Origin of the sequence: Bacteroides sp. AN502(2024), assembly GCF_041227145.1 — a bacterium.
GTDB lineage: Bacteria > Bacteroidota > Bacteroidia > Bacteroidales > Bacteroidaceae > Bacteroides.
The window spans coordinates 178,866-204,332 of the sequence record NZ_JBGFSP010000012.1 but is presented as its reverse complement, the minus strand read 5'-3'; the positions used below and the strand labels follow the sequence as shown (position 1 = coordinate 204,332).

25 protein-coding genes and 1 pseudogene are annotated in these 25,467 nt (G+C 41.0%); 3 read left to right on the top strand and 23 right to left on the bottom strand.

Annotated elements, in window-relative coordinates; translation table 11 throughout:
* The 16 genes and pseudogenes from AB9N12_RS19520 to AB9N12_RS19445 all read right to left on the bottom strand — a co-directional run bounded on the left by AB9N12_RS19520 (position 1) and on the right by AB9N12_RS19445 (position 13,910).
* A complete protein-coding gene (locus AB9N12_RS19520; RefSeq protein ID WP_369893742.1) occupies positions 1–1,083 on the bottom strand; it encodes a polysaccharide pyruvyl transferase family protein in 1,083 nt (360 codons plus the stop codon).
* Between the two features lie 5 nt (positions 1,084–1,088).
* On the bottom strand, positions 1,089–2,048 hold the full coding sequence (locus AB9N12_RS19515) for a DUF6625 family protein (protein WP_369893741.1): 960 nt from the start codon (positions 2,046–2,048) through the stop codon (positions 1,089–1,091).
* Between the two features lie 61 nt (positions 2,049–2,109).
* Positions 2,110–3,411 (bottom strand): glycosyltransferase family 39 protein, encoded by a 1,302-nt coding sequence (locus AB9N12_RS19510; protein WP_369893740.1) that lies wholly within the window; start codon positions 3,409–3,411, stop codon positions 2,110–2,112.
* Positions 3,398–4,582: a glycosyltransferase gene (locus AB9N12_RS19505; RefSeq protein WP_369893739.1), complete on the bottom strand. Its 1,185-nt coding sequence runs from the start codon at positions 4,580–4,582 to the stop codon at positions 3,398–3,400. Before AB9N12_RS19505 ends, AB9N12_RS19510 begins: the two co-directional genes overlap by 14 nt.
* Entirely contained in the window at positions 4,579–5,700 is a 1,122-nt protein-coding gene (locus tag AB9N12_RS19500) for a glycosyltransferase family 4 protein (protein WP_369893738.1), read from the bottom strand. Before AB9N12_RS19500 ends, AB9N12_RS19505 begins: the two co-directional genes overlap by 4 nt.
* Before the next feature lie 15 nt (positions 5,701–5,715).
* The gene (locus AB9N12_RS19495; RefSeq protein WP_369893775.1) at positions 5,716–6,315 is read right to left on the bottom strand and encodes a sugar transferase; all 600 of its coding nucleotides are present in this window, start codon (positions 6,313–6,315) and stop codon (positions 5,716–5,718) included.
* Positions 6,316–7,110: 795 nt separating this feature from the next.
* A complete protein-coding gene (locus tag AB9N12_RS19490; protein ID WP_369893737.1) occupies positions 7,111–7,251 on the bottom strand; it encodes a hypothetical protein in 141 nt (46 codons plus the stop codon).
* A 65-nt stretch (positions 7,252–7,316) separates the two neighbouring features.
* Positions 7,317–7,877 (bottom strand): hypothetical protein, encoded by a 561-nt coding sequence (locus tag AB9N12_RS19485; RefSeq protein WP_369893736.1) that lies wholly within the window; start codon positions 7,875–7,877, stop codon positions 7,317–7,319.
* 72 nt (positions 7,878–7,949) lie between these two features.
* Positions 7,950–8,285, bottom strand: coding sequence for an IS66 family insertion sequence element accessory protein TnpB (gene tnpB / locus AB9N12_RS19480; RefSeq protein ID WP_369893735.1), 336 nt, complete (start codon positions 8,283–8,285; stop codon positions 7,950–7,952).
* Complete coding sequence (locus tag AB9N12_RS19475) at positions 8,279–8,641, bottom strand: hypothetical protein (RefSeq protein ID WP_369893734.1); 363 nt, start codon at positions 8,639–8,641, stop codon at positions 8,279–8,281. Before AB9N12_RS19475 ends, tnpB begins: the two co-directional genes overlap by 7 nt.
* An 82-nt stretch (positions 8,642–8,723) precedes the next feature.
* Positions 8,724–9,047, bottom strand: a complete 324-nt coding sequence (locus AB9N12_RS19470; protein WP_369893733.1) for an STAS-like domain-containing protein — start codon at positions 9,045–9,047, stop codon at positions 8,724–8,726.
* A gap of 1 nt (position 9,048) precedes the next feature.
* Complete coding sequence (locus AB9N12_RS19465; RefSeq protein ID WP_369893732.1) at positions 9,049–9,915, bottom strand: hypothetical protein; 867 nt, start codon at positions 9,913–9,915, stop codon at positions 9,049–9,051.
* A gap of 167 nt (positions 9,916–10,082) precedes the next feature.
* A complete protein-coding gene (locus AB9N12_RS19460; protein ID WP_369893774.1) occupies positions 10,083–12,506 on the bottom strand; it encodes a GumC family protein in 2,424 nt (807 codons plus the stop codon).
* Between the two features lie 6 nt (positions 12,507–12,512).
* A complete protein-coding gene (locus AB9N12_RS19455) occupies positions 12,513–13,322 on the bottom strand; it encodes a polysaccharide biosynthesis/export family protein (RefSeq protein ID WP_369893731.1) in 810 nt (269 codons plus the stop codon).
* Positions 13,323–13,470: 148 nt separating this feature from the next.
* A pseudogene (locus AB9N12_RS19450) lies at positions 13,471–13,611 on the bottom strand (undecaprenyl-phosphate glucose phosphotransferase); the annotation flags it as partial.
* A 71-nt stretch (positions 13,612–13,682) separates the two neighbouring features.
* A complete protein-coding gene (locus tag AB9N12_RS19445) occupies positions 13,683–13,910 on the bottom strand; it encodes a hypothetical protein (RefSeq protein ID WP_369893730.1) in 228 nt (75 codons plus the stop codon).
* Positions 13,911–14,064: 154 nt separating this feature from the next.
* On the opposite strand from AB9N12_RS19445, the gene AB9N12_RS19440 reads away from it, so the two are divergent.
* On the top strand, positions 14,065–14,700 hold the full coding sequence (locus AB9N12_RS19440; RefSeq protein ID WP_369893729.1) for a BT4734/BF3469 family protein: 636 nt from the start codon (positions 14,065–14,067) through the stop codon (positions 14,698–14,700).
* A gap of 22 nt (positions 14,701–14,722) precedes the next feature.
* Positions 14,723–16,555 carry a DUF3987 domain-containing protein gene (locus AB9N12_RS19435; RefSeq protein WP_369893728.1) on the top strand — a complete coding sequence of 611 codons (1,833 nt, stop codon included), beginning with the start codon at positions 14,723–14,725 and terminating at the stop codon, positions 16,553–16,555.
* A 154-nt stretch (positions 16,556–16,709) separates the two neighbouring features.
* Here the strand turns inward: AB9N12_RS19435 and AB9N12_RS19430 are convergent, their stop codons facing one another.
* The 5 genes from AB9N12_RS19430 to AB9N12_RS19410 all read right to left on the bottom strand — a co-directional run bounded on the left by AB9N12_RS19430 (position 16,710) and on the right by AB9N12_RS19410 (position 20,316).
* Positions 16,710–16,928, bottom strand: a complete 219-nt coding sequence (locus tag AB9N12_RS19430) for a DUF4248 domain-containing protein (RefSeq protein WP_369893727.1) — start codon at positions 16,926–16,928, stop codon at positions 16,710–16,712.
* Between the two features lie 178 nt (positions 16,929–17,106).
* Positions 17,107–17,856 (bottom strand): polysaccharide biosynthesis/export family protein, encoded by a 750-nt coding sequence (locus tag AB9N12_RS19425; RefSeq protein ID WP_369893726.1) that lies wholly within the window; start codon positions 17,854–17,856, stop codon positions 17,107–17,109.
* A 27-nt stretch (positions 17,857–17,883) separates the two neighbouring features.
* Positions 17,884–18,459 carry a UpxY family transcription antiterminator gene (locus tag AB9N12_RS19420; protein ID WP_369893725.1) on the bottom strand — a complete coding sequence of 192 codons (576 nt, stop codon included), beginning with the start codon at positions 18,457–18,459 and terminating at the stop codon, positions 17,884–17,886.
* Between the two features lie 355 nt (positions 18,460–18,814).
* Complete coding sequence (locus tag AB9N12_RS19415) at positions 18,815–19,762, bottom strand: tyrosine-type DNA invertase cluster 3b (RefSeq protein WP_369893773.1); 948 nt, start codon at positions 19,760–19,762, stop codon at positions 18,815–18,817.
* Positions 19,763–19,779: 17 nt separating this feature from the next.
* Complete coding sequence (locus AB9N12_RS19410) at positions 19,780–20,316, bottom strand: DUF4738 domain-containing protein (protein ID WP_369893724.1); 537 nt, start codon at positions 20,314–20,316, stop codon at positions 19,780–19,782.
* Positions 20,317–20,425: 109 nt separating this feature from the next.
* Between AB9N12_RS19410 and galB the strand changes: the two genes are divergently transcribed.
* A complete protein-coding gene (gene galB / locus AB9N12_RS19405; protein WP_369893723.1) occupies positions 20,426–22,873 on the top strand; it encodes a beta-galactosidase GalB in 2,448 nt (815 codons plus the stop codon).
* A 47-nt stretch (positions 22,874–22,920) separates the two neighbouring features.
* Here galB and AB9N12_RS19400 read toward each other — a convergent pair whose 3' ends face one another.
* Both AB9N12_RS19400 and AB9N12_RS19395 read right to left on the bottom strand, forming a co-directional pair.
* Positions 22,921–23,607 (bottom strand): TrkA family potassium uptake protein, encoded by a 687-nt coding sequence (locus AB9N12_RS19400; protein ID WP_369893722.1) that lies wholly within the window; start codon positions 23,605–23,607, stop codon positions 22,921–22,923.
* Positions 23,608–23,611: 4 nt separating this feature from the next.
* Positions 23,612–25,441, bottom strand: coding sequence for a TrkH family potassium uptake protein (locus tag AB9N12_RS19395; protein WP_369893721.1), 1,830 nt, complete (start codon positions 25,439–25,441; stop codon positions 23,612–23,614).
* Positions 25,442–25,467 lie beyond the last annotated feature (26 nt).

Sequence of the window (25,467 nt, the reverse complement as noted above, 5' to 3'; positions counted from 1 at the left end):
TCAAGATAACGATTTTTTTATAAAACCAATTGAATGACCTTTCAATTCAAATCTACACACAGCAACCTTTTCCCAATCGATCGGTTGATCAATATCTGATAAGATAGAACCGATCGAACAATTATTCGTTATCAACCGTTCTTGAAGATTAAGATGATTAAGTAATGTGTGCATACGTGAATTATATGCGCCATTACCAAATACTAAAAACGGCTTCTGATATTGAATGGAAAAAACTGTTCCATGAAATGAACTTGTCAAAATGTAGGTTGCATGATGGAATAATGAGAGAAAGCCAGCCGGTCCTACTTTAGGCCGATAAGCTCCTTTAATCTTTCGTCCGATAGAGACAATGGGCAATCCTGTTTTTTTTTGTAAGGCTAATGCTGTAGTCGGAACGGATATATTTCTACCTAAAAAATATACAAGAATATAGCCGTTCGGAAGTGACTTATTTAACTCGTTTTGCTCAATAGAGACCCAATCAGACTGTTCAAGCAGAAGCGTTGGATCACATACCAATGTTACTTCTTGTTGAGATAATTCACGGACCGGATGTACCATATCTGCTTCTCTTACAGAAATAGCATCGAAACGATGAAGTAAATTCCAATATGTTTTTAAATATTTTTCCCATAACATCACATTTCCAGCTGAAGCTGCATAAGCTATTTTTTTACAGGAAACAGTTCCAAGAAGGTATGCGTCAAAATCTTGAAAGATAGCATTTGGGTTCCATACCTGATCGCTACCACTAATCACAGCATTATATACTGATTCTACATTCTGTAATTCATTCAAAGTTTGACAAGAAGGCGATAATTTTATGTGTTTATGGCGAAACGCCTCAAAACGAAGCCATATTGCTTTATTGTAATGATAGCGAATAATTTTTCCTATCATCGTTTTATAATGATTACAGGATCTTATTCTGTAATCATAATAACCGTATATACGGTTATTATGATAATCAATGATAGAAACCTTGAATCCCTCATTTTCCAATGTCTTCTGCAATGCGTATGCTTGTAGGATTGCTCCATAATTGGTCGTTTTATGAAATGTCAAAATACCGACTTGCATATTGTCTATTTTCTTAAAAGTTTATTGATCCTATATTTTACCCATATTTTTCTCCAAGTCAAAGATTGCCATCTTTTCCGGTGGTAATTTATTACATGCAGTTTATTGCTTTCTTCTACATTATTCGTATATAATCTGTCTGGGAAAATACCCTGAGGTGTGAAATAAATACGTGCTTTTCCATTCAAATCTGATTGGGAATAAAATGGTGTTAACGGCCTTTTCTGAAAATGTATGTACATAATCTCAGATAAAGTTTCCTCGCTATCAACAGACCGATACATCTGAAATAATCTTCCATTTTTCCAACAGAATCGTTGTTTGGCACGATTGGTTATGGTACATGTAGGAGCCACAACAAAAGTTGCATATTGTGGTAATATATCAGCAAATACATTCTCCCCATATTGTATTACATCATTCTCTTTACAAATTTCCGGCATAAATATCTCATCAAAAAAAGCCGGTTCACTAAAAGAGATTGCTTGGGCGAAAGAAATACCATTTTCGAGTTCCCTTGTGAACATCATGTTCATTTTATGGCTATTCTTATAAAAAGTAAGATGCCCTTGCGTTAATATACGTTCACTTTGGGACAATTTATCTAACGAGAGGATATTGAATATCTTGCCGAATATCAAGTCCATATCACAGAATCCCCAAAAGTCGGCACCTTCCAAATAATCTTCAAATAGTTTTCCATATGCAGGTTTGTAATCACATAATTTATATGGAGAAAGAGCATACATAGCTTTGATATTTAATGACAATTTTCCTTGTATCATTTTTTTTAAATCAAAAAACTGCCATTGGAAGATTTCAACGTTAGGTGGACACAATGGAATATTGTGTTGATCTGTAAAAATCAAGAAAGTAATTTCGGGATTATACCGACAACTTTCTAAAAACAAGTCAAAGAAAGGCGGAAATTTCCCGAAATATGGAGAAATCACTTTAATTTTCATGGAAACAACAAATATTGAAACATGAATAAAAACTATGTTCAAAAAAAATCGGACTGTTGTCTTACCTGTTAAAAGGTAGTCTAATATAGTCTGCTGCTATCAGTAGAAAAATAGGAATGAGTTTACAACGATGTCTGATTGCAGTTCCATAATTGGAAGTTACAGCTGCAAACATAGCTATAATGATGACAAGAGTAATGAATAATAGCAGAAGAAAACGTTCATCCGGACTTTTTCCTTTTCTTTTTCTGTGTATTTCCTTTAGTTTCTTATAGATAGGAATAGAAGCCCATATATATAGTATCGCGTCAAAGAATCCAACAATATCTATAACAGAACGTATCATCCACGGAAATGGGGTATATAAAAAATATAACACTCGGACAGGTAAGAACAATAACGTCAAAACAGGGTTAGAAAAAGTAACTCCGCTAAGATAAGCCGCTCGCCCCACGGCTGACATATTGCCGATATTACTAATAGAAGATACATTTAGGTCTACACCTCCTCCGATATTAAATTTCTCCATTCCAATACCACTGGAAAGCATATATAAGAATACGGCAATTGTGGCAATTGTCAAAAAAGCTTCCCGAATAAAATTAGTTCCTTTATTTTGCGTTTTTCCCTCTTTTGATAATATGATTAATATTGTAAGTAAAATCATGGCAATCATGGAAGTATGTAATATCATTGAAGGAATGAGCGCCAATATCGAAACAAGCAAATATCCATTGTTGGTGCGATTATAATATAGATAAGAATACTTTATATATAGAAGCATAAAAAGCATCAGGATAACTTCCCTATTAGCAAAATAACTCGAGAAACGGATCAAATTAGGGAATACCGCTACTATCCATGCGATTTTTATAACCGTTTTGGGATTTTTATATAAGTATGACGCAATGTCAGCAATAATCCAAACACAACAGACACTTAATGTCGCATTTATAACTCGTATCGGCATATAATTTTCCCCAAATAGGCGGAATGAAAAGCTAATAAGCCATGAGTAAAAATAGGCCCCTGTTGGAATATTGGAAAAAATCTCAGTAATTGGCATATTTGCAAAATGCACGGCATATACCCCGTAATTATCCGCATCACCATCACCTTTAACGGATAATAATAAACAGAATCCAATACGAAAAATGAATGCAATTGCCAAAGGTTGTGAGATAATCGAATGTTTTCTGGAACAAAAAGCTAATAAGAGCGTACATATAAACATCGTAAAGAAACCATACCCAAAGTCATCATTTTGGAGAAGAACAAACGACAGGAGTGATGCTACAGCTGCCACTATTGCCGTAAATGCCATGATGTTAGGCGCAATTGTATCTCTTTCAGAATAGATCATTCACTAATTTTTTTATAACTTTCAAATAAAGGCCAGCTGAGTGTGCGATTGTAAAAACTTCGGCTCTTTTTTTGATAACACAAGAGTCATATTTCCTATCCAATGTAGAAAGGATTCCTTCCGCAAGGGCCTGAGAATCTTGACAGGGACACAAAGCGCCATAGCGTTTGTCACCTCCTTCCATAATATCCCTTGGCCCTCCACTCGCACAATCCGTAGCAACACAAGGAAGTCCACAGGACATGGCTTCTATCAACACATTACCAAATGCTTCCTCTTTTGAAGAAAGTACAAATAAGTCAGCACTTTTCATAAATCCGATGACATTATTGGTATAACCTAACAAATCGATATCGTCAGCATACCTACTAGACTGGCGTATTTCTTCCAGTCCTTTTCTGAGTGGACCGTCTCCTAAAATAATCAATCTGGCGTCTTTATTTTGACGGACCTTGTTAAATGCTTTTAATAAAGTTGCAAAATCTTTTTCAGGGACTAATCGGCCAACTGCTAACATCAATTTTACCCCATATTTACGAGCTTTGATAAAAGGATGTTCCGTTTCTGGCGCAGTATTCTCTATTGCTATGGGAGATATTAACGGATGGTATATTTTATAAACCCTTGACGGAGGGATATTGTAACATTTTATTTGCTCTTCTTTTGCTAATGAGTGGGCAGCGATAATCGCATTCAAATATCCGAACAATGATTTATTGAGACAATAGACCACCTTGTGGTACAAACTACCGCCTTTTAATAAAGTACAACGATTGTCTACAATTGAAATAACTTTGAACCGTCTGCAAAATACTTTTATAAAAGCGGTCAGCGTCCCTGCTAATCCTGGCGCTGCCAAAATAACTGTGTTTGGGTGACTATGCATATAATTATATATGCCATATAAAGCCCCTAATAATTTGGCATCTCCTCGATAAAATTTTTTATTAAAGTTGATGATTTCACAACAGGATGGAATTTCTTGCATCATCTCTCCACGAGCATCACCAATTAAAAAACTGACGTTTACCCCATGTATAATAAGCCCTTTAGCCAAATTAATCATAATACGCTGGACACCTCCAGCTTCTCCACTTTGCATCAACATGGCTACAGCCAGATATGAATTTCCACTTGATTCTATTTTTATTTCCATACTTTGATCCATCATTGTAGTTTGTAAATATCCTGCATTTGGTTGATAATGCATGCTATGTCATATTGTTGAATAGCAGCGTGATTGTACGTCCCCATTTCGGTACGATCGCTTTCCAATAAAGTCAATATCGCTTCTTTTATGTCAATTATACGGTGTGGGTTAAACAATATGCCACCTTGCGTATCTATTAAATCGGTACATCCCCTGATTCGGCTGCATACAACCGCTTTACTACAGGCCATGGCTTCCATTAAAGCAACGGGTAACCCCTCTTGCATAGAGGGAAACGCAAAGATATCGGCAGCTGTACACAACTCTGGTATGTCAGACCTATAACCTAATAGTTTTACCCGATGACTCAATCCCAGTTGATTAATTAATGTGTCTAATTCTCCCTTTAAAACACCTCGCCCTGCAATAGTCAAATAGATTTCGGGAATTTCAGAAATAGCCTTAATCAAACGGACATGATTTTTACGGGGAATCAATTCTCCAACAGATATAACCCATATTTTATCATTCGGAATACATAGACTTTTACGCTTAGCTACAATATCTATAGCCTGTAGAGCAAATTTTGACAAATCAATACCCACTCCCGGGATATACTTAACAGAACGAGCGGGTATGTATTTTGCAGCAAACTGATAATCTTCCTGATTTATCGTAATTAGTGTATCTGTCATAAAAGCGCAGAGCCATTCAACTGGGAAATATATAATCCAATTTAATAAAGGTGCGCCTTTAAAAAAATGGAATCCATGAGCTGTATATATCACTTTCGTTCCTCTTTTTCTTGCAGATATGGCTGCAAATCGGCTAATCATTGCTCCAACTGGAGTATGACAATGAATTATGTTAAAATTATTATCATCAATAACTTTTTTCAGAGTCTTATAAGCACGTATGTTCGCGGCTTTTAGAGGGCAACGTTCAAAAGGGGTATCATAATAATAATCGCAATACGGGATATTGCAATCTTCAGGGTTATCATAGTCATTTTTTGCAGCAACATAAGTCTCCCAGCCATAATCCTTAAACATTTTAAGGTATGGAATATGGAATTCCATAATATGTGTTTTAACCACAGTCGCGACAAAAAGGACCTTATTCTTTTGAGTATTATCCATGAAGCACACAGTTTTTCAGAATTTCTTCCCGAACACAATTGAGCAAAACGTATTTACCAAAATTTTAAAATCAAACCACCAGGAACGATGTCCAAGATAATACAAGTCGTACTCCAAGCGGCGAAGCATCTTCTCCATCGTATCGGTGTAACCGTTATAAAGTGTGGCGTATGATGTCACTCCTGGACGGATCTGATAGAGATATTTGTAGCGAATGTCATGTTCCAATATTTGGTCAATATAGAATTTTCGTTCTGGACGCGGTCCGATAAATGACATATCGCCACGAAAAACATTCCACAGTTGGGGCAGTTCATCCAAATGATGTGCTCGTATGAAGCGTCCAACCTTTGTCAGTCTCGGATCGTCATCACCGCAACTGTGGCTCAACTGTGGACCAAATTTCTCTGCATCAAGACGCATCGAACGAAATTTATAGATATAGAACGGACGACCAAAACGACCGATACGTTCCTGTTTGAAGATTGCCGGACCTCCATCCTCCCTCCGAACGGCTATATAGCAAAGTAAAAAGAGCGGAGAAAATACAATCAAAGCGATAAAGGAGAGAAAAAAATCACTTATACGCTTAATATTCCGAGTGAATGCCGACATATGATCAGGAATAAAACTACCTTTGGGCACATATTGACTTACCGGTGTAAAAACAATGATGTCATCATCAGTAGTCTTGGTTTTTAATTTATTTACCCATTTGGCATATGCTTCTTCATTTATTTTATTCGGCATTCTGACCTGTGTATGTAGGTCTGTTTGTTCGACAACTTCTACCGCATATTTCAATAACGGTTTAAGAGTTGCATCTTCCATAATCGAACAAGGCATCTGCATATCTTTTGAGAAACTCCGCAAATTGTTATATCCATTGGATTTGCTAAATAACCGCAAACCGTATGCCGAATAGCCATATGCACACCAAGCCCCTATCTGTTCGTTACGATATAAATTGATAAATGAGCCGTCATTGCCACACTCATTTATTGTTATAATTTGAATGTTCATCGAAAAAAAATGAGCTTTTAACATCAAATGTAACCCACTCATACGACGCACTCTTGTTTATCAACAAGTTACGTTCATAGGTAAGCGTCCAAGCACAGTTTGATAAAGTTGTAAATCACTGGTTCAGTGTTTGCTAACCTCTAACCAGAATTTTATTATCATTAAATATTTAGTTGTTATTAACACTTAAACCCATATTCATGGAGAGCATGCTGCTGTAGTCGGTGCAGCCGCACACGATTTTGGCGAACACTTTGCTGAGGTATTCGGACACGTACACCTTCATCAGTCTGCAGGGTGAGATAAGGATATGATACACCGCTGAGACGTTTGCCATCTTGTCGGCTCCATAGAAGGAGGAGCTTTTCCTCCCGTTTACCGACGGTTTCATGAACCGTCGACCATATTATTGTCAATCGAGTATCGCCCGTTGTTCCGATAGGCCATTATCTGTGGCCGGAAGGAATCGAGATAATCAACAGCTTTTTGAAGGCTTCCGTCCATCGACAGATGACCATCGAATTTCATAGCACTTATCTTGTTTTGGAGATCTATGATAATTGCAGATGTCTCCACCCTGTTTCGCCTGAGCTTTATCTCATCGGGGAAAGTCTGGCAAGTGGATCTCTGACAAAAGCTCGACACCCCCAGTCACCCATGGCAGACTTCTCTCCACCAGCATCACGATGGGTTTCGCCATCATCGGAACTATAATCATCTTTTTCATTTCTCCGGTCAGAATCCGCTTTATTAGTCTTACCTTTAGCCGTTTTAGACTTTAACTTCTGACGCCTCTCACCGAAGAGCTGCTGGTTAGCGTATGACAATTTTTCCTGAGTCGATTTTAGCTGACGCTCCAAAGACTTGCATAATTTATTTTTTGACGAAAGCTCTTTTTGCAAGTACGCTTGATTAGATACTACAGCAGACATCTGTCCTTCAAGTTCCTGTATTTTGACCATAAAATCATCCAGAACAAGCTTCATTGCCTCTCCTGACAAACGGAGATCATGATTCTGATCTGCAAGATATTGAATATAACGGTCTTTTTGATCGGCTGACATACCTTCACTATAATTTATTGGGTTACGTGAGTAGGTTTCCCAACTCAGCAACTCCCTTTTGACGGTAATTATATCTTGCAGTTCGATCATTCTTAAACCTTTGATTTACAGCTTTAAAGGTAATGAAATAATCTCAAAACTGCAAGCAAACTATAAATCTAATTATCTGATTTTTAATATTTTAACTACAGGACTTTCAAGAATTAAAACTACATCTTTCCAGTCAATCCGATAGATAGTCTCCACTCCATTTCGATCTACTTTCATGAATTGATAACCGGCTACAAATTTCTTCTCGAACAGGCTGTATGAACGGTTATCGAATGAAAACATGCGGACGATTCTTCGGTTACGGGACATGACTATAAAGACATCACCATCATTGGGCTCCCTGTGAAGACGCTCACGAATGATGGACAGAATCCGGCTGTGTTTACAACGCATATCGGTAAAATCACGGACATAATAAAAATGATTAAGACCCGTTACACTCAACATAAGCCCTCCAATTTTTTTACTATCCGGACTAAATCCGGATAGCTTAAATTCTTTTGGGATAAATGTAAACCATTGCTTATGCGAATATCAATCCAAATACGAACAGGAGTATCGCTACTACTTCTTGACACTCTCTGAGCTTGACTGATAGTCTTGGAAACTTCCGCACTATCGGTAACTGGAATACCTTCAACTTCGACTTCAACCACTTTTTTACGGGTATCCTTAAACCATTTTTGAAAAATGTTATAAGGAACTTTGTGCTTAACACAAAAAGATTGGAGAGATTCTCCATGAGGCAAAGCCTCACTCTGGTACTGAAAGTAAAACCTTTCAAGATCTTCACTGCTATACATAATGCTATTTTTTTGGTCGCAGCGAAGATAAAACTTTCAAACAATAGCCTTTTTTTTGACTGCTTACGGTACATAGCGATACTCATGTATTACCGTGACTGCATCTTTCTTTTTTCATAACAATATTTTCATAATCTGCAAAATACTTACGTATCCTTTGAATCTGTGCTTTAGTTATGCTTTTAAAAAGAAAAACTTTCTTTATCTTTTCAGCTCCATACGATGCAATAAGTTCTCCAAAGGATGTATTCATAAATACAGTTGGAACAGATTCGACCTCGCTCATATTTAAAATAAGGGTCTCCCCATTATCTATAGCCTCTTTTGCTATTTTAAATAATAACACGCCCGCTTCCGGATATTGATTATCCTTCAGAATGTCTTTTAATAATACTACATTTTCCATATTAAATCATTATATCGTCCAACATCTCTTCAAATGTATCTATACATATATCAAAAAAGACCAAAGTCCCTTGAAAATTATAATCTATTAAATACTGTTTTACATTATTCTTGGCATTTGTACAAAATACAACACCACTATTACTCACCATTCTTAACATACCACCCTCAGAAAGATTGGATGTGACATTATCCAATCCAAAACCTTTGTTATGCGTTTGAGATTTTGCAGAAACACCTATTTCCAGAGATTGTCTTATAGCTTCCGCATCATTTTCATAATTATATCCAGCTTTTTTTAATGTAAACGGAATACCTACCCCAAAGTCACAGGCAGCAACATGAATCATGTGCTTTTCCTTATCATAACTAATATAAGAGAATGCATTCCCGTTGGCCTCTGAATGATCCGCAATATTGTTATATATCTCATCCAATGAAGTCTGAAGTCCTGTTAAATCATACCCATCAAAACATGTTCTGCGGAAAAAGGTTGTAACACTTATACTATATCCCTGAGCTTTATTTTTTACGACTTTCCACAAATTTAATATAGAACTGTTTTCTGACTCAATATGTTCAGTGCTAGAGTTATCAAAATACAAATGAAATTTAAGTTCTTCTTTCAAGAAATCTACGATTTCAGAACTAGCGTTAACTTTTATATGAAATTTTAACCGATGCAAATGTTCGCATAGACACGCTAATAAAACAATATGTACTGGAGTAAATTCCTCCTTTTTTATATTATAGAAATTTAATTCTACAGTACAAGCAAGTGAGAATTTTGATATTTGAGTATGAATAGAATTTATCTGTTCTATCCAGTATTCTCTTTTACTTTTATCTAATGTATAGCTTAGGATCATACCATTTACATAAATTACATAACGCTACGCAAATATACTCATTTATTTGGTTATATTATCTACATTACATTATTTATTATCATTCCGTTTGTAAGCATTCAGTAAACGTCCAAGCGCAGTTTGAAAAAAATAGTATATTTTCTCAAACAATGATATTTTTCAGCTATTTACTCTTCCTTTACTTTATGCTCTCCATAACCGTAACCGTAGCCATGCCTTTTGCCATATCCATAATACTCACCATATTTACCGTAACCATAATAGTAACCGTACTTTTTCTTCTGAAGATCAAGACCGTTTATTACCGTACAAAGAGTAGGCAGCTTATGGGCAGATGCCAGTTCGTTTATCAACGTAAACTCTGCTTTGTGGGTATAATCGGCGCGACATACATAAACAGACAAATCGGCTACACGACCTATCAGCAAAGTATCCGTCACCATACCGACTGGAGCAGTATCCAAAACGACATAATCGAAATTCTTTTTCAATGTTTCGATCGCTTTATCCAAACCGTCACGAGCCAACAATTCCGTCGGATTGGGAGGAACCGTACCACCGGGAAGAATGTACAGACTCTTGCTTACATCCGAAGGCTGGACAAATTCCATCAGATTATTTTCCGGATTCGACAGATATTGAGTAATTCCCGGATCTTTTCTCGGAATATTAAAAACTTTATTCAAACCGGGCTTACGAATATCAAGACCGACAATGACCACCTTTTTTCCCAATAAAGAAAGACTGATCGCCAAATTAGAAGAGATAAAAGATTTACCTTCACCACTCACTGTCGAAGTCACCAGAATCACTTTCTGACCGCCATTAAGCATAAACTGAAGATTGGTACGAATGTTACGGAAAGTCTCGCTCATTAAAGTATTCTGATTCTCAAACACAACAATAGAACCATGGGATTCTTCTGTCAACGGCACATCACCCACAATAGGCAAACTTGTCAATTTCTCGACATCCGCACGCCCCTCTATTTTGAATTTAGTAAGCCCAAGCAGGAAAATAATGCCAACAGGCAAACCTACTCCCAACACGAAAGCAATCATGTAAATCATTTTAGGTTTCGGAGATACCAGGACACCTTCAGCTACCGGCTCATCAATAATTTTCGCATTATTCGCAGTAGCAGCCAACATGATAGCATTCTCTTCACGTTTCTGCAAGAGCATCAGATAAAGCCCCGCCTTGATTTCCTGCTGACGGGCAATACTGACGTACTGACGTTCCTGTCCCGGAGCATCGCTGATACGACGGGAAAAACGACCAGCTTCACGATCCAGACCAGCCTTCACGATGAGCAAGCCTTGTAAAGTCCCATCAATGGCAGCTTTTACATTTGCTTTCATGGCACGAATACTTGTATCCAGATTTACAATCATCGGGTTACTCTCCGTAGAAGTACGAAGTAAACGTTTGCGTTCGATAATCAACTCATTATAACGATCTATTTGAGTAGTCAAACCATTATCAGATAAACCAATATTACTCGGCAACACTTCATACTCATTCGACGGATTATTGATATATTTAGTCAGATCACGAACTAAATTGATCTGTGTTCCGTTTTCCACCCGTTTCTTTTCGTATTCGGCATTTTCCGATATAGCCAATTGGGCATCACTACTGATATCCGTCAAGCCTGCATTTCTTTTAAATGCTTCCAGTTTATCCTCCGTAGTGCCAAGTTCCTCATCGATAATCTGAATACGTTCATTGATAAACTCTCTCGTTTTTTCGGCAACCTCATTTTTATCATTATTCGTATTCCGATTGTACATCTCTATCAACTTATTAATGAAATCCTCCCCACGCTGTATATTCGTATTCATCAATGAAACAACAGCTACCGAAGTTGTTTTGGAGGTAGGCTCTATTTTTAATGCCAACTGATAACCTTTGGCTGTTTCAAATGGCCGGCTAACTACAGCGCTGATATTTCGTTCCACGCTTTGCCCTGCTATCTTCCCATTGAATAAAGAGTCTTTCAATACAAAACCAAATGTACCTGCATCCGTAGGCAACACTGCCGGAAGTTTATCAAAATGCTTTTTATATTCATTCGGACCTATCGTTACACTCACATCCAAAACACCTTCCGGAGCCAATTTCATATCAACCAGGGCTGTACCTGCCAATTTATCCGCCTCTTGCGACGTCAGACTCACGATGACTGGAGAGGTTTTATACAGCTCCTTTTTAGGGAATTCATCCTCATCATAATAAGTAATATAAAGTTCCAAATTATTGACAACCTCTTTCAAGATTGTCTTTGAACGCAATACTTCTATCTCATTGTCGATGCTCTGTGCGGAAGTAATCATTCCGCCAAATCCCAAACTTTCCAAATCAGCAGCGTTTCCACCACCATTCTTTTTATCATCCTTAATCATGATAGAGGCGGAAACCTGATACACCGGAGTTTGAAAATGCAAATACACCCAAGCACCTATCAAACAGGCTAGAACAGAAGCTACAAACCAAGGCCAGTGAATGATATACTTAAAGAGAAGTTCTTGATAATTAACTTTATCTTCCTCCGGTTCATTCATTGGATTGTCGTATGAGTTTTCTTTCATCATTGATTATAAATTTAATAAAACTACCAATATGTTTGCAAGTGAAGCTAAGATGGAAATACCGGAGAACCACAATCCCGTACTAGTCCCCACATCCGAATTCTTCGCCTTCGTCTTATTAGGCGTCACATAAACAATATCATTCTGCTGTAGCTGATAATAAGGAGAGAATACCGTTTCAGCCTTATTCAAATCAAAAGTTATTATTTCCTGTTTATGATCCAGTCCGGTCCGAATCAATTTCACATTATCACGCATGCCGTAAATGGTCAAATCACCTGCCATGGCGAGCGCTTCCAAGAGATTAATCTTCTCGTTGGAAACGACAAAGCTACCGGGCTTGGCAACCTCTCCCAATACCGAAATCCGATAATTAACAATACGTACGGTAACAAGCGGTGCTTCTTTCAGATAAACCTTCAGTTTGTCTATAATCAGGTTTTCGATTTCCGGTTTGGTCAGTCCACCTACATGAATTTCACCCAACACCGGGAAATTGATATTCCCCTGATTATCCACCAGGTATTGTTGCAGAGCCGATGACGCCGTTTCTTGTCCGGTCGTCTTTCTCTCTATTCTACTATCCCTATCCGAATGCACCAGATTGAAAGGTGCAGCCAGTTCCGGAGTAGAACAAGACACGGCAATCGTCAACAAATCCTTGGGCATTACCTTCACGCCAGTCTGACGAACACGCTGTTCTGTCTTATTCACAAAAGCCGTATCCTGTAAATAAGGAACTTTCTTGTATGATTGGCAGGATACCAGCCCAAAAGCAAGTAACGCACCCCAAGTCAATCGTTTCAAATTTCTCATAACCACCCACTCATGTAAATTACAACTATTGATATCATCTTTATTCAAATTCCGGCTCTCCGCCTAATAAGCCTCTTTATCCCCACGGATGAGGTTATACACAGTCCTATATAGGATATATAAATCCAAAAGAAACGTCCATATTCTATAAAAGAGACACGGAATACTCAAAAAGAGACCGGTTTTCCCAAAAAGAGATAAACATACATAACAGCAAGTTCAATAAGATGATGTCCCCTAAAAAGACAAAAGATTTTAGGACTTTATTGAAACGTTGGACTTCCTGCATACTTTTACTCTTAGTTTAGATTCTCATCCCTTATCAGCATTTTTCTCTCTATACTTGATATAAAGTTCTCCTCATTCAGCCATTTTGGCTAAAAACTCTTCTTTGGTGAGATTATCATAGTAATAGTTCATAATACGGATATAATGTCTTAGAGCCTTATCGAGTCCCCTCTTTACCTGTTCATAGGTATCCAGACTCATATGAAGTTCTTTACACATACTTTTCACATCTATCTTCGCACGCTTAAGTTGCTCTGCGATAAACAGACCGAGAGCATAATGAATCCTTTTTTCTTCCATGTTTTTATCCTTTGTTAGTTGCTAAAAAATACATAATACATTTAAATCTATTCACATAGTTTCAGACATGTCTGAAACCCCTATTTCATGTTTTTCCGACCTTCGCCCCCACGCCTTGAAAAATCAAGGTGATAATCAACTAATTATAAATGTTATGACAAATGATTTCAGAATGTCTTATTTCAGACCTCCCATTGCTCCTATCAAAAACGAACAGGGGCGGATTATTACTCCTGCAACACTTGTTCCCGCCTGCGAAGTCTCTATCAAGCAAGTTTTTCAAATGATAACCTGCAACGAGAAGCTCAAAATCCTGACCGGACAAGTACGCAATTCCGAAGATATGCGGGCAGCAAAAGCATCACTATTGCCTTATGTGACTCCCTGTGGTACATTCTCGCGTCGCAACAGCAAATGTTTCGTAGCTTCTTCACATCTGGTAGTAGTCGATATCGACCATCTCGACTCCTATCAGGAAGCAGTGGAGATGCGCAGCGCATTGTTTAACGACCGCCTTCTGCACCCTGTGCTCACGTTTATCAGTCCCAGCGGACGGGGTGTGAAAGCATTTGTGCCCTACCCTCATTTACCTATGGCCGACGACACAGAAAGTATCATAGAAAATATGAAGTTGGCAATGATATTCACGGTGTTGCTCTATGGCACGGAAACGCCACCCCCATTTGGAGAAAAACGCAAGGGCGTAGACTTTTCCGGTAAGGACATTGTGAGATCTTGCTTTCTGAGTCATGATCCGGGAGCATTGTTTAGAAACAATCAATCATTATAAATTAAAATCATACATTACATTTATGAACGAAATCGAATCGTTATGCCGCCTCTGTGAAGCGGTTGAAACTGCTGGAGCGGATATTGCCCCTACGTATGCCGAATATGTACAACTGGCGTTCGCCATCGCAACGGATTGCGGAGAAGCTGGACGCGAGTTTTTCCATCGGTTGTGCCGGATGTCTGCCAAGTACGAACAGAGACATGCCGAACGGATATTCTCCAATGCACTGACTACCAAACACGGAGAAATCCATCTGGGGACCGCCTTCCATCTTGCTGAAAGGACGGGGGTGACTCTCTGCAAAGAGGAAGTGACGAGCCACCGAAAAAATGCAGAAAATGCAAAAAATGCACTGTCCCCAAATCTCACACACGCGCACGTATATAATAAGGTGGACAATGAAGAACCGGACGAATCCGAAGAGCTGCAGGACGGGAGTGACCCGAACCAACCATTGCCTTCTTTCCCCGAAGCGGACTGGCCGAAAATCCTGTTGCTCATCATGAGTTATGCCACTAGCTCTACACAGCGTGACATCATGCTGCTCGGAGCATTGACTGCCATAGGTGCCAGCATGGAGCGATATGTAAGATGTCCATACGCCGGCAAACTTCAGTCTCCTTGTCTGCAAAGTTTTATTGTGGCTCCTGCCGCCTCGGGTAAGGGAATTCTTTCGTTCATCCGTCTGCTTGTGGAGCCTATTCATGACGAGATCCGCCAACAAGTAGCGGAAAAGGTCAAGGCCTACAAGAAAGAGAAAGCCGCCTATGATGTCATGGGAAAGGAACGCTGCAAAGTGGAAGCCCCTCAAATGCCCAAGAATCAAATGTTCCTCATCTCGGGTAATAACAGCGGAACGGGTATTCTGCAAAATATCATGGATGCCAACGGCACCGGACTTATCTGCGAAACCGAAGCGGATACCATTTCTTCCGCCATCAGCTCTGAATACGGGCACTGGAGCGATACGCTTCGTAAAGCGTTCGACCACGACCGCCTGTCGTACAACCGACGTACCGACCAAGAATACCGAGAAGTAAAGAAAAGTTACCTTTCCGTCCTGCTTTCCGGTACACCCGCACAGGTAAAACCACTTATTCCCTCGACAGAGAACGGTCTCTTCTCGCGTCAGCTGTTTTATTATATGCACGGTATATGGACGTGGATCAATCAGTTTGAAAGTGGCGAAACCGATCTGGAAGCTGTCTTCACAAACATAGGCCTGGAATGGAAAAAACGACTGGACCTGATGAAAGCACACGGGCTGCATACCCTCCGACTCACGGATGAACAAAAGCAAGAGTTCAATGCCCTCTTTGCCGATCTGTTTTTCCGTTCGGGACTTGCCAACGGGAACGAGATGAGCAGCTCCATAGCCCGACTGGCCGTCAATACATGCCGTATCATGGCGGAAATAGCTATGATGCGTGCACTGGAGTGCGACCAACCTTATCACTTCAAGGGTGCTTCCGCCCCTCTGCTGACTCCTGACAAGGAGGTTGTCTCCGATAATATCAAAGACGACATTATCACCCGTTGGGATGTGACCATCACTGCTAAAGATTTTAAAGCGGTTCTGGAACTGGTAACTCCACTCTATCGTCACGCCACACATATCTTGTCTTTTCTTCCTTCCACAGAAGTCAGACATAGAACCAATGCCGACAGAGATGCACTTTTTGAAATGATGGGCAACCGGTTCACCCGCGCACAACTGTTGGAGCAGGCGGAAAAGATGAAAATCAAAGCCAACACTGCTCTTAGCTGGCTGAACCGCCTGATAAAAAAAGGATTGCTTACCCATGCAGACGATAAGGGCGTATATACGCGCACGCACGTGCGCGTGTGTTAGGAAGCCCCTGGAAAAAGTGCATTTTTTGCATTTGTATAACCCAGTGAATTCAGTCATTATCAAACAGGGCGTTTTATGAACTCTAAAGCGGCGCTTTAGAGGTGGTAAAGCATCGCTTTACGACTGCTAAAGCGATGCTTTATTTTTTTCTTCTCTAAGGTTCTCCCAAGGCGTCTACAATCACCCTCACCTCCAATGGAGTGAATGAGCGGCGATTGGAATCGTACCCTAAGTCGTACAGACGTTGCAGCAGTCCGGGACAGAAAGAAATCCACTTCTGCATCTTTCGATAGGCAGCAATGTCAGTTAATTCTGGAGAATAGAGTTGCGCCAGTTCCATACGGCCGTAGGCGCGGATTTTGAATTCGTTCATGATAAATAAGTTTCTGATTTACTGTTACAAAAATAACAAAACTTATTCACATATCCTACTTTTTTCCATTGAATAACAGACTGTTACTACACTTAATTGACAACAATTACACGGAAGCATACGCCATTGATTTATTCAACAAAACCTACAACAGATTGCTTAAGGAAATTATAAAGTATTATCGAAGTATATTGACCAGCAAACTGGCTATGGATACCAGAACGGAAAAGCCGGAAATCCACATCGTCGTACTTGTTCCGATATCTGCACTCCGCGCTTTGGTTTTATTTGGAGTGACATACAGGATATCATTCTGTTGCAACTGATAGTAAGGAGATACTAACAAATCCGCATCGTTCAGATTAAGTGTAACGAACTGTCTACGCCCGTTCCTATCTTCGCGGATTAGTTTTACATTATCACGGGCGCCATAAATAGTCAAATCTCCTGCCATGGCAAGGACCTCGAGCACATTTACCTGCTCATTCACCACCGGATAAACACCGGGGGAAGCCACTTCGCCCAATACAGAAACTTTAAAACCGGACATACGGACCACTACCGTAGGGCGTTCTTTCACGTAAGATTTCAATCGCTCCGTTATCAGGTTTTCAACTTCACGACTTGTCAAACCATTCAAAGGCAGTTTACCCAAAACAGGATAATTGATGTTTCCCTGATCATCCAGTAAAAACGTACTGCCTTGTTCGTTGAATGGCTGCGCAACAACCGGATCGGAAGTGGAAACAAGAATGGAAACCTCATCGCCCGGTATCAGCCTTGCGTCCTGAACAGGGACCACTTGCGTATTCACCTGTTTCAAAATCTCCGCATCCTGCAGATAAGGAACTTTCTTATAAGACTGGCAAGCCGAAAAAAAGAAGAAAAAGAGTATCAGTGCAAAAGCACCGGATAATTTCGTATTCATGTAAACGGAGGATAAATGATGACTGGATTAGTTTTTCTCGCAGACAGCTTCGACATAACCGATGGGCATATTGACGCAGGCGCATCCCAGCATATTCAGACGGACAGCAATCTTACTCTTGCCGCCAACCGTGACAAGCTCGCCCACAAGCCCCGTCAAAGGACCTTTGATGACACGGACCTTCTCACCACGTGCCAAGGGAGCACTGTTCATACTGATCGACTCTTCCGAATAGTCGAGCATAAAACGGAAACGGGCCATCTGATCATCGGGAATTACTGCAGGACTGCTCTCACCGCGCATGACCATATACCGGCTCACCGTAGACAGGGAAAGGACCTCTTTGCGTTCTTTCCCATCCGCATGTACAAAAACCATCATGGGAAGCAACACACATTCGACCACCTTGCGGCGGTCGCTCCATTGATGTACTTCCTGCTGGACCGGTACAAAATTTTCAATCCCCATCTTGCCTAAACGCTCGGCCACTTTCTTCTCATGATGCATACGAACCAAGGCGACATACCAGCGTTTAGGGTGTGCTACGCCTTCCCCTGTCCCATTACTAGGCCCAGCACTTAAAGTCTCTTGCGTTAGAATCATACTTTTTTACCCCATACTAGTCCGTTACTTCTTAGGTAACGGATTATACACACACGAAACGCATACTACAATGAAAATAGAAATCACACACATGACAAAGGCGTGAAATATGGAAAAGCCTAATGTTCAATAAGAAAACGATTGAATTAGGCAATGAAAAAGTAGAGAGCATGGAAATAAGCTTATTTCATGTTCAGATAGTTTTTTGCTCTATGTTTCAGATAAAACGAAAAAAAATGGGAGAATATTTGCTAACTATTCGTGTTTTTGTCTATATTTGCACCAAATTTAAGTTCCGTTACCTAAGAAGTAACAGACACATTTTACTTCTGATTATCAACAAATTAAGTATCTATTATCTGTCTACACAACAGTTTCTCACGTAAGATAAATTCCCCTTATTTACCTCTGTGCGTTCTTTAAGACCGAAGCCTTTCAAATAGATTTGTGTGGTTCTGATAGATTTGTGTCCCAATGATTCACTAATCATTTCGATCGATACTCCCCGATACTTGGCGGTCGTGGCCCAGGAATGGCGGAGGGTGTAAGAAGTGACGGGAGACTTCAGATGTAAGGCTCTGGCCAAGTCTTTCAAACAATTATTGAACTGACGCAGGGCGGACTGGTATTCCCGATAAGCCCGTTCATCCGTCCGTTTCTTATCACTACTAAGAATGTCAAACAGATAATCCGGACGATCGGGTTGAGCCTCTTCCCTGCTACGGAGCCGATTGATCATTTCCTTTGCCGTATCAAGCACTTCCACACTCATCGGAGTCTTGGTCTTGATTCGGTTATACCGCAATACATTCTGATCCAAGGCAGATTTCTCCAGATGGGCCAGATCTGCAAACGACATTCCACAGAACTGGAACATCAGGCAGGCAATGGCCTGTGTTCGACGCAATCGATCCGACTTGGGATCTTCATACAGAAGCTTATGCAATTCGACAGCGGGCAGGGCTTTCTTTTGACGAACATCCACTCCCGTATAAACATCGTGAAACAATCGCGGCACATAAGGTGCACGACCTGCTTCCACTCCCCGATTATAAATACAACGAAGCATACGCATATACGTAGAAATCGTGTTGAGTGTCAAGCCACACTCGTAAAGATACTGCCCGTAACGTCGTAAACGCCCGCGGGTGACCTGTCCGAACGACACATGGGACGTGCCGCAAAACTTTCTAAAAGAGAAGAGAGCATTCTTATAGACATGTGCTGTAGAATACCTCCCTTCCTTTTGTAAACGGCCGATGTAGAACTCTGCACACCGGCTAAATCCATTTTTGTTCATAATTTACATCACTAATGATTTTATATATCTTCTTCAAGCATATCCACTTTCTGTATACTCATCTTCTTTCCATCAGCAGTAATCGTTATGGAAAGCGGCATATACAAATCTGTCTGTGGGTAACAGACACTTGCTGCATACACAATTCCCTGCGGGGTAGTCTTATCATATACAATGCCTTCCAATATAGACTTTGACAGGAAGTCCGCATCGACTACCGATGAAAAATCATTCTTGGTAAAGGTCTTGTTCAACACGGTTTTGTTATCACACGTCAGGTGCAGCACGATTTTATTGTCGACATAGGTGTCTCCCATCTCGTTTGTCACATGGGGCAGATTTTCATCCGGAGTACGCGAGACGAAGGAATGATAATCTTTTCCCTTAAACTTAAAGTCAGTTTCGCTCTTAGACGTCTGCATACGCTGCAATCCTTGAGCATCGACACTGTCCATCGTTGCCAGTGTCGACTTATTATCTGAAGATCCTTTTTTACCGCCACATGCACTCACAGCTACTGCCATCAGCAGTAAAAGCCCATAAATTAGTTTTTTCATATATCAATTTTTTGTTTATAAATGGATAGCAAAGGAACAAAAAGAGCAGGATATTTACAAATGTAACCCACTTTTTCCGTATATTTGCAGGAAAGAAGGAAAAGCCAAAATGAACATGAGACACCCCAAGCAGTTATTAGCTGTACTTTTGATGGGAATCGCTTGCACATTGCAAGCACAACGCAGTGAGACGCTGCTCGAGAAAAACTGGAAATTCAGTAAAGGAGACTTTAAAGAGGCTGGTCAGCCGGAGTTTAATGACACTCAATGGGAGTCGGTTGTTATTCCGCACGACTGGGCGATTTTCGGTCCATTCGATATGAATAATGACCTGCAGAATGTGGCTGTGACACAGAACTTCGAGAAAAAGGCCTCCTTGAAAACCGGACGTACCGGCGGACTCCCTTATGTAGGCACCGGATGGTATCGAACCCATTTTGATGCTCCTGCCGACAAGGAGGTGACGCTGCTCTTTGATGGCGCCATGAGCGAGGCACGTGTCTATGTAAACGGGAAAGAGGCTTGCTTCTGGCCTTTCGGCTATAATTCTTTTCACTGTAAGGTAACTTCTTTACTAAATAAAGACGGTAAAAACAACACACTGGCCGTGCGTTTGGAAAACCGTCCGCAATCGTCGCGCTGGTATCCGGGAGCAGGGTTGTATCGTAATGTGCACTTGATTGTGACGGACAAAGTGCATGTACCTGTATGGGGAACACACATCACTACTCCTCATGTCAGCAAGGACTTTGCAGCCATACGGCTCCACACAAAAATAGACAACGTAGGGAAGAAAACAGCTATCCGTATAAAAACGGAAATTCTTTCTCCGAGCGGAAAGGTGGTTGCAAGCAAAGAGAATACGATCCGCATCAATCACGGGCAGCCCCTCGAACAAAATTTTATCGTAAACGAACCCGAGCTATGGTCGCCGGAAAGTCCGTCACTCTACAAGGCTGTCTCCCACATATATGCAGGCGATAAACTGGTAGATACTTACACGACCCGTTTCGGTATCCGCAGCATAGAGTATATTGCCGACAAAGGTTTCTATCTGAACGGAAAACACCGCAAATTCCAAGGGGTATGTAATCATCATGATTTAGGTCCGCTGGGCACCGCTATTAATGTGGCAGCGCTTCGTCATCAACTTACATTGCTCAAAGATATGGGATGTGACGCTATCCGTACTTCTCACAATATGCCGGCTCCCGAGCTCGTAGCATTGTGTGACGAAATGGGATTTATGATGATGATTGAACCGTTCGATGAATGGGATATCGCCAAGTGTGAAAACGGTTATCACCGTTATTTCAATGAATGGGCTGAACGTGATCTGGTAAATATGCTCCACAATTATCGAAATAACCCTTGTGTGGTCATTTGGAGTATCGGCAACGAAGTTCCGACTCAATGCAGTCCTGCCGGTTATAAAGTAGCCCAGTTCCTACAGGACATCTGCCACCGCGAAGATCCGACACGTCCTGTCACTTGCGGAATGGATCAGGTGACTTGTGTACTTGCTAACGGATTTGCTGCTATGATCGACATTCCGGGACTTAACTACCGTACGCAACGCTATAAAGAGTCGTATGACCAACTCCCGCAGAATCTGATTCTGGGTAGTGAAACAGCTTCTACCGTCAGCTCACGCGGCGTGTACAAGTTCCCGGTGGAAGATAAGAAAGGAGCTAAATATGAAGATCACCAATGCTCTTCTTATGACGTGGAGGTTTGTCCTTGGTCGAATATTCCGGACGAGGATTTTGCATTAGCCGACGATAATCATTGGACCATCGGACAGTTCGTATGGACCGGATTTGATTATCTGGGTGAGCCTTCCCCTTATGATACCGATTCATGGCCTAATCACAGTTCGATGTTTGGTATCATCGACCTTGCCGGTTTGCCCAAAGACCGCTATTATCTTTACCGCAGCGTATGGAATAAGGAAGCGGAAACACTACATATCCTGCCCCACTGGACTTGGCCGGGACGTGAAGGTCAAGTGACGCCGGTTTTTGTATATACCAGCTATCCTACTGCCGAGTTGTTCATCAATGGCAAAAGTTATGGTAAACAAAGCAAGAACAACCGTTCGCTGAAGAACCGCTATCGTCTGATGTGGATGGACACAAAGTACGAACCGGGCGAAGTGAAAGTAGTAGCCTACGACAAAAACGGAAAAGCAGTAGCGGAAAGAGTAGTCCGTACCGCCGGAAAGCCCCATCACATCGAACTGGTGAGCAACCGTAACGAACTGACAGCAGATGGAAAAGACCTGGCTTATGTCACTGTTAGAATCGTAGACAAAGACGGTAATCTCTGCCCTGCCGATAATCGTCTGATAACCTTCTCAGTAAAGGGAACGGGTAAATATCGTGCTGCCGCCAATGGTGACCCGACAAACCTGGAGCAATTCCATCTTCCGAAGATGCATGCTTTCAGCGGTATGTTGACAGCTATCCTGCAAGCCGGTGAAACTGCCGGAGAGATTGTCTTTACAGCCAAAGCAAACGGAGTGAAAGCCGGAAATATTCGTATTCAAACGAAATAGGGAGACGAACTTATACGCATCCAAAAGCCCGTTACTGATAAACGACTCTAAATCGCTTTCCAGAAATTTTGGAAATCATGGTACTTGCCGTAGCAGACCAATTCGTCTCCTTCTTCCACTTTCTCATTTTCCGGCAATTCGTTCTTCACATGAAGTTCGGTCAGAGAGATACCCAGGCAATTGGTTATCTTATTCGCCCGTTTCAAGCCTATCATTTTCAGATGAAACTCTTCATCCAGGTTTAGCTCATTCACAAAATATCCTACAAATTTCTTCGGAACCGTGAACTTCACCACATAATAATCCTGATCAATGCGGAACCCTTCCATGTTTGTACCGAAATCGAGCAGTTGCACCAGACTACGGGCAGCATCTTCTTCCGGTGTCAGGATTTTTTCAATATTAAAGGCCTCAAGCACCGCTTTATGTACGGTGTCAATAGCACGGGCAAAGATGCGCGAAACCTTTTTCTGCTTTAACAGAGCAACGACACGTATCGATGCGCCAAAGTTCTCGCCAATTGCTACAATGACTATATCCACACTCTTTAATGGCAACACCGATAATGATTGTTCGTCAGTGGCATCAATGACGAAAGCCGTAGCAACCTTATCTTTGATTGAATCTACGCGACTTTCACTGATATCCGCACCAATAATCTCGTGTCCTAACGCAGACAATCCCTCCGCCAACACATGACCGTAATTTCCTAAACCGATAATAATGCACTTCATATCTTTAGTTTATTATAATGTTATCACTCGGATAACGGTATTTGGTATTCTTTTTCTGTTTGACAATTCCCAACATCAATGTAATCAGCCCCACACGTCCGATAAACATCAACAAAGATACCAACAACTTACTGGCATCACACAAATGAGGGGTCAGATTCAGACTGGATCCCACAGTACTGAGTGCAGAGACACATTCGAAAGTCAATGCCATAATAGACACACCCGGTTCGAGTAGGCTCAATGTGAAAATAAAAATGAATAACACTCCCAATGACATGACTACTGTTGCATTGGAACGCCGGATTGAATCATACGACAATTCTCTGCCCAACACTTCCACCCGTTCAGTGCCACGTAATACGGCTACAAGATTCAGAACGACGACCGCAAAAGCATTCACTTTCACACCACCCGCCGTAGACTGTGAGCCACCGCCAATCCACATCAGGAACAGATAAATCAATAAAGTCTGAACGCTCAACGAGGTCAGATCGACACTACTGAAACCGGCTGTCCGCGGACAAGTGGCATTAAAGAAGGCATGGGTCCATTTGTCAGTCCAAGGCATACCCGCAAAAGAAGCATTCCACTCAAAAGCAGCAATCACTAAGGTACCGATTAATAAAAGCAGGAAAGTCATGAGTAACACGATCTTCGTATTCAAGTTATAAAGATGCTGCATTTTATGACGTTCCAGCTTGCGTGTACGGACTAACTTCCAGAAACGGCGTAGGTGATATACTACAATATCCTTGAAATTGACAAGAATGGGGAAACCGATCCCCCCGAAGATTACCAGCAAAGAAACGGAAATAAACAGTCCGTTATGACCGGTCATCACCATCGGATTCCCTAAATTACCGGAAAGCGTAGAAAAACCGGCATTACAAAAAGCCGATATAGAATGGAAAACAGCAAAACCTAACTCCTCTTTCAAAGTCATTCCCAACGTACCGTGAATACTAAGCCAGATCGAGAGCATGCCCATCCCTTCAATCACTAAAGTAAAGCCTAATATATATAATAAGGTGGACAGTAAGGAGCTTAACGAATTGGAGCTGACCATATCACGCACAACGAGCTGATTGTAAATGGAAGTGTTCCCCATGAAGAACATGGCAAAGAAACTGGTTAATGTCATCACTCCCAATCCACCTATCTGAATCAATAGAATAATGACGACTAATCCGGAAGTTGTGAATGTGGTAGATACATCTACCGGAACCAATCCTGTAACACATACGGCACTGGTGGCTGTAAATAAAGAGTCTATCCAGGTAATGCCATTCACCGTGCAGCGCGGAAGCATCAGCAGGCCCGCTCCAATCAGGATAATAGCCATGAAACTGACTGCCAATATCAAGGACGGATTGGTGCGCCGTCCCAACAGACGCACCAACCCATTGGACAAGTTGAGGAAGGAAAGGACTAATAGTAACAGGAGATGATAAAGCTTCCCATGCAGAAATTCCCAAATCTGCAAAATAGCCCCTTCTTCTTCCGGACGGTAAAAAATAACGGGTACCAACGTAAGATATAATAACCCGTTTAATATCCAGGCTAATCGTCGGTATTGTTTTTTAGTATTCCGGTATTCCAGTGAAATATGCAAAGTAACATCGATCAGAAAGACAATCCAGACTGTTTTATACAGTGTCTGCAAGTGAGCCACTTCAACGACAGACAAGGGAAAACCGTGCTCATATACCACCCCGACAATCAGCAACAGAGATGCCAGATAAGTGAGTGCTTCTACCAGTCCTAACAGGATACGTACGTAGGGTTTTAGCAGTTTATTCTGATACAATAAGAACTTATGATAAATCTTCATACCATCTTTTTTAACAGGGTCGTGCA

Bases quoted from the DNA above. Each gene is read 5' to 3' on its own strand.
- AB9N12_RS19505 (WP_369893739.1), bottom strand. From the start codon at position 4,582: ATGATGGATCAAAGTATGGAAATAAAAATAGAATCAAGTGGAAATTCA.
- AB9N12_RS19455 (WP_369893731.1), bottom strand. From the start codon at position 13,322: ATGAGAAATTTGAAACGATTGACTTGGGGTGCGTTACTTGCTTTTGGG.
- AB9N12_RS19395 (WP_369893721.1), bottom strand. From the start codon at position 25,441: ATGAAGATTTATCATAAGTTCTTATTGTATCAGAATAAACTGCTAAAA.
- AB9N12_RS19420 (WP_369893725.1), bottom strand. From the start codon at position 18,459: ATGATTCTAACGCAAGAGACTTTAAGTGCTGGGCCTAGTAATGGGACA.
- AB9N12_RS19400 (WP_369893722.1), bottom strand. From the start codon at position 23,607: ATGAAGTGCATTATTATCGGTTTAGGAAATTACGGTCATGTGTTGGCG.
- AB9N12_RS19445 (WP_369893730.1), bottom strand. From the start codon at position 13,910: ATGGAAGAAAAAAGGATTCATTATGCTCTCGGTCTGTTTATCGCAGAG.
- AB9N12_RS19515 (WP_369893741.1), bottom strand. From the start codon at position 2,048: ATGAAAATTAAAGTGATTTCTCCATATTTCGGGAAATTTCCGCCTTTC.
- tnpB (WP_369893735.1), bottom strand. From the start codon at position 8,285: ATGTTGAGTGTAACGGGTCTTAATCATTTTTATTATGTCCGTGATTTT.
- AB9N12_RS19475 (WP_369893734.1), bottom strand. From the start codon at position 8,641: ATGTATAGCAGTGAAGATCTTGAAAGGTTTTACTTTCAGTACCAGAGT.
- AB9N12_RS19440 (WP_369893729.1), top strand. From the start codon at position 14,065: ATGACAAATGATTTCAGAATGTCTTATTTCAGACCTCCCATTGCTCCT.
- AB9N12_RS19510 (WP_369893740.1), bottom strand. From the start codon at position 3,411: ATGATCTATTCTGAAAGAGATACAATTGCGCCTAACATCATGGCATTT.
- AB9N12_RS19465 (WP_369893732.1), bottom strand. From the start codon at position 9,915: ATGATCCTAAGCTATACATTAGATAAAAGTAAAAGAGAATACTGGATA.
- AB9N12_RS19470 (WP_369893733.1), bottom strand. From the start codon at position 9,047: ATGGAAAATGTAGTATTATTAAAAGACATTCTGAAGGATAATCAATAT.
- AB9N12_RS19435 (WP_369893728.1), top strand. From the start codon at position 14,723: ATGAACGAAATCGAATCGTTATGCCGCCTCTGTGAAGCGGTTGAAACT.
- AB9N12_RS19410 (WP_369893724.1), bottom strand. From the start codon at position 20,316: ATGAAAAAACTAATTTATGGGCTTTTACTGCTGATGGCAGTAGCTGTG.
- AB9N12_RS19460 (WP_369893774.1), bottom strand. From the start codon at position 12,506: ATGAAAGAAAACTCATACGACAATCCAATGAATGAACCGGAGGAAGAT.
- AB9N12_RS19500 (WP_369893738.1), bottom strand. From the start codon at position 5,700: ATGGATAATACTCAAAAGAATAAGGTCCTTTTTGTCGCGACTGTGGTT.
- AB9N12_RS19425 (WP_369893726.1), bottom strand. From the start codon at position 17,856: ATGAATACGAAATTATCCGGTGCTTTTGCACTGATACTCTTTTTCTTC.
- AB9N12_RS19520 (WP_369893742.1), bottom strand. From the start codon at position 1,083: ATGCAAGTCGGTATTTTGACATTTCATAAAACGACCAATTATGGAGCA.
- AB9N12_RS19495 (WP_369893775.1), bottom strand. From the start codon at position 6,315: ATGTCGGCATTCACTCGGAATATTAAGCGTATAAGTGATTTTTTTCTC.
- AB9N12_RS19485 (WP_369893736.1), bottom strand. From the start codon at position 7,877: ATGATCGAACTGCAAGATATAATTACCGTCAAAAGGGAGTTGCTGAGT.
- AB9N12_RS19490 (WP_369893737.1), bottom strand. From the start codon at position 7,251: ATGAAATTCGATGGTCATCTGTCGATGGACGGAAGCCTTCAAAAAGCT.
- galB (WP_369893723.1), top strand. From the start codon at position 20,426: ATGAACATGAGACACCCCAAGCAGTTATTAGCTGTACTTTTGATGGGA.
- AB9N12_RS19430 (WP_369893727.1), bottom strand. From the start codon at position 16,928: ATGAACGAATTCAAAATCCGCGCCTACGGCCGTATGGAACTGGCGCAA.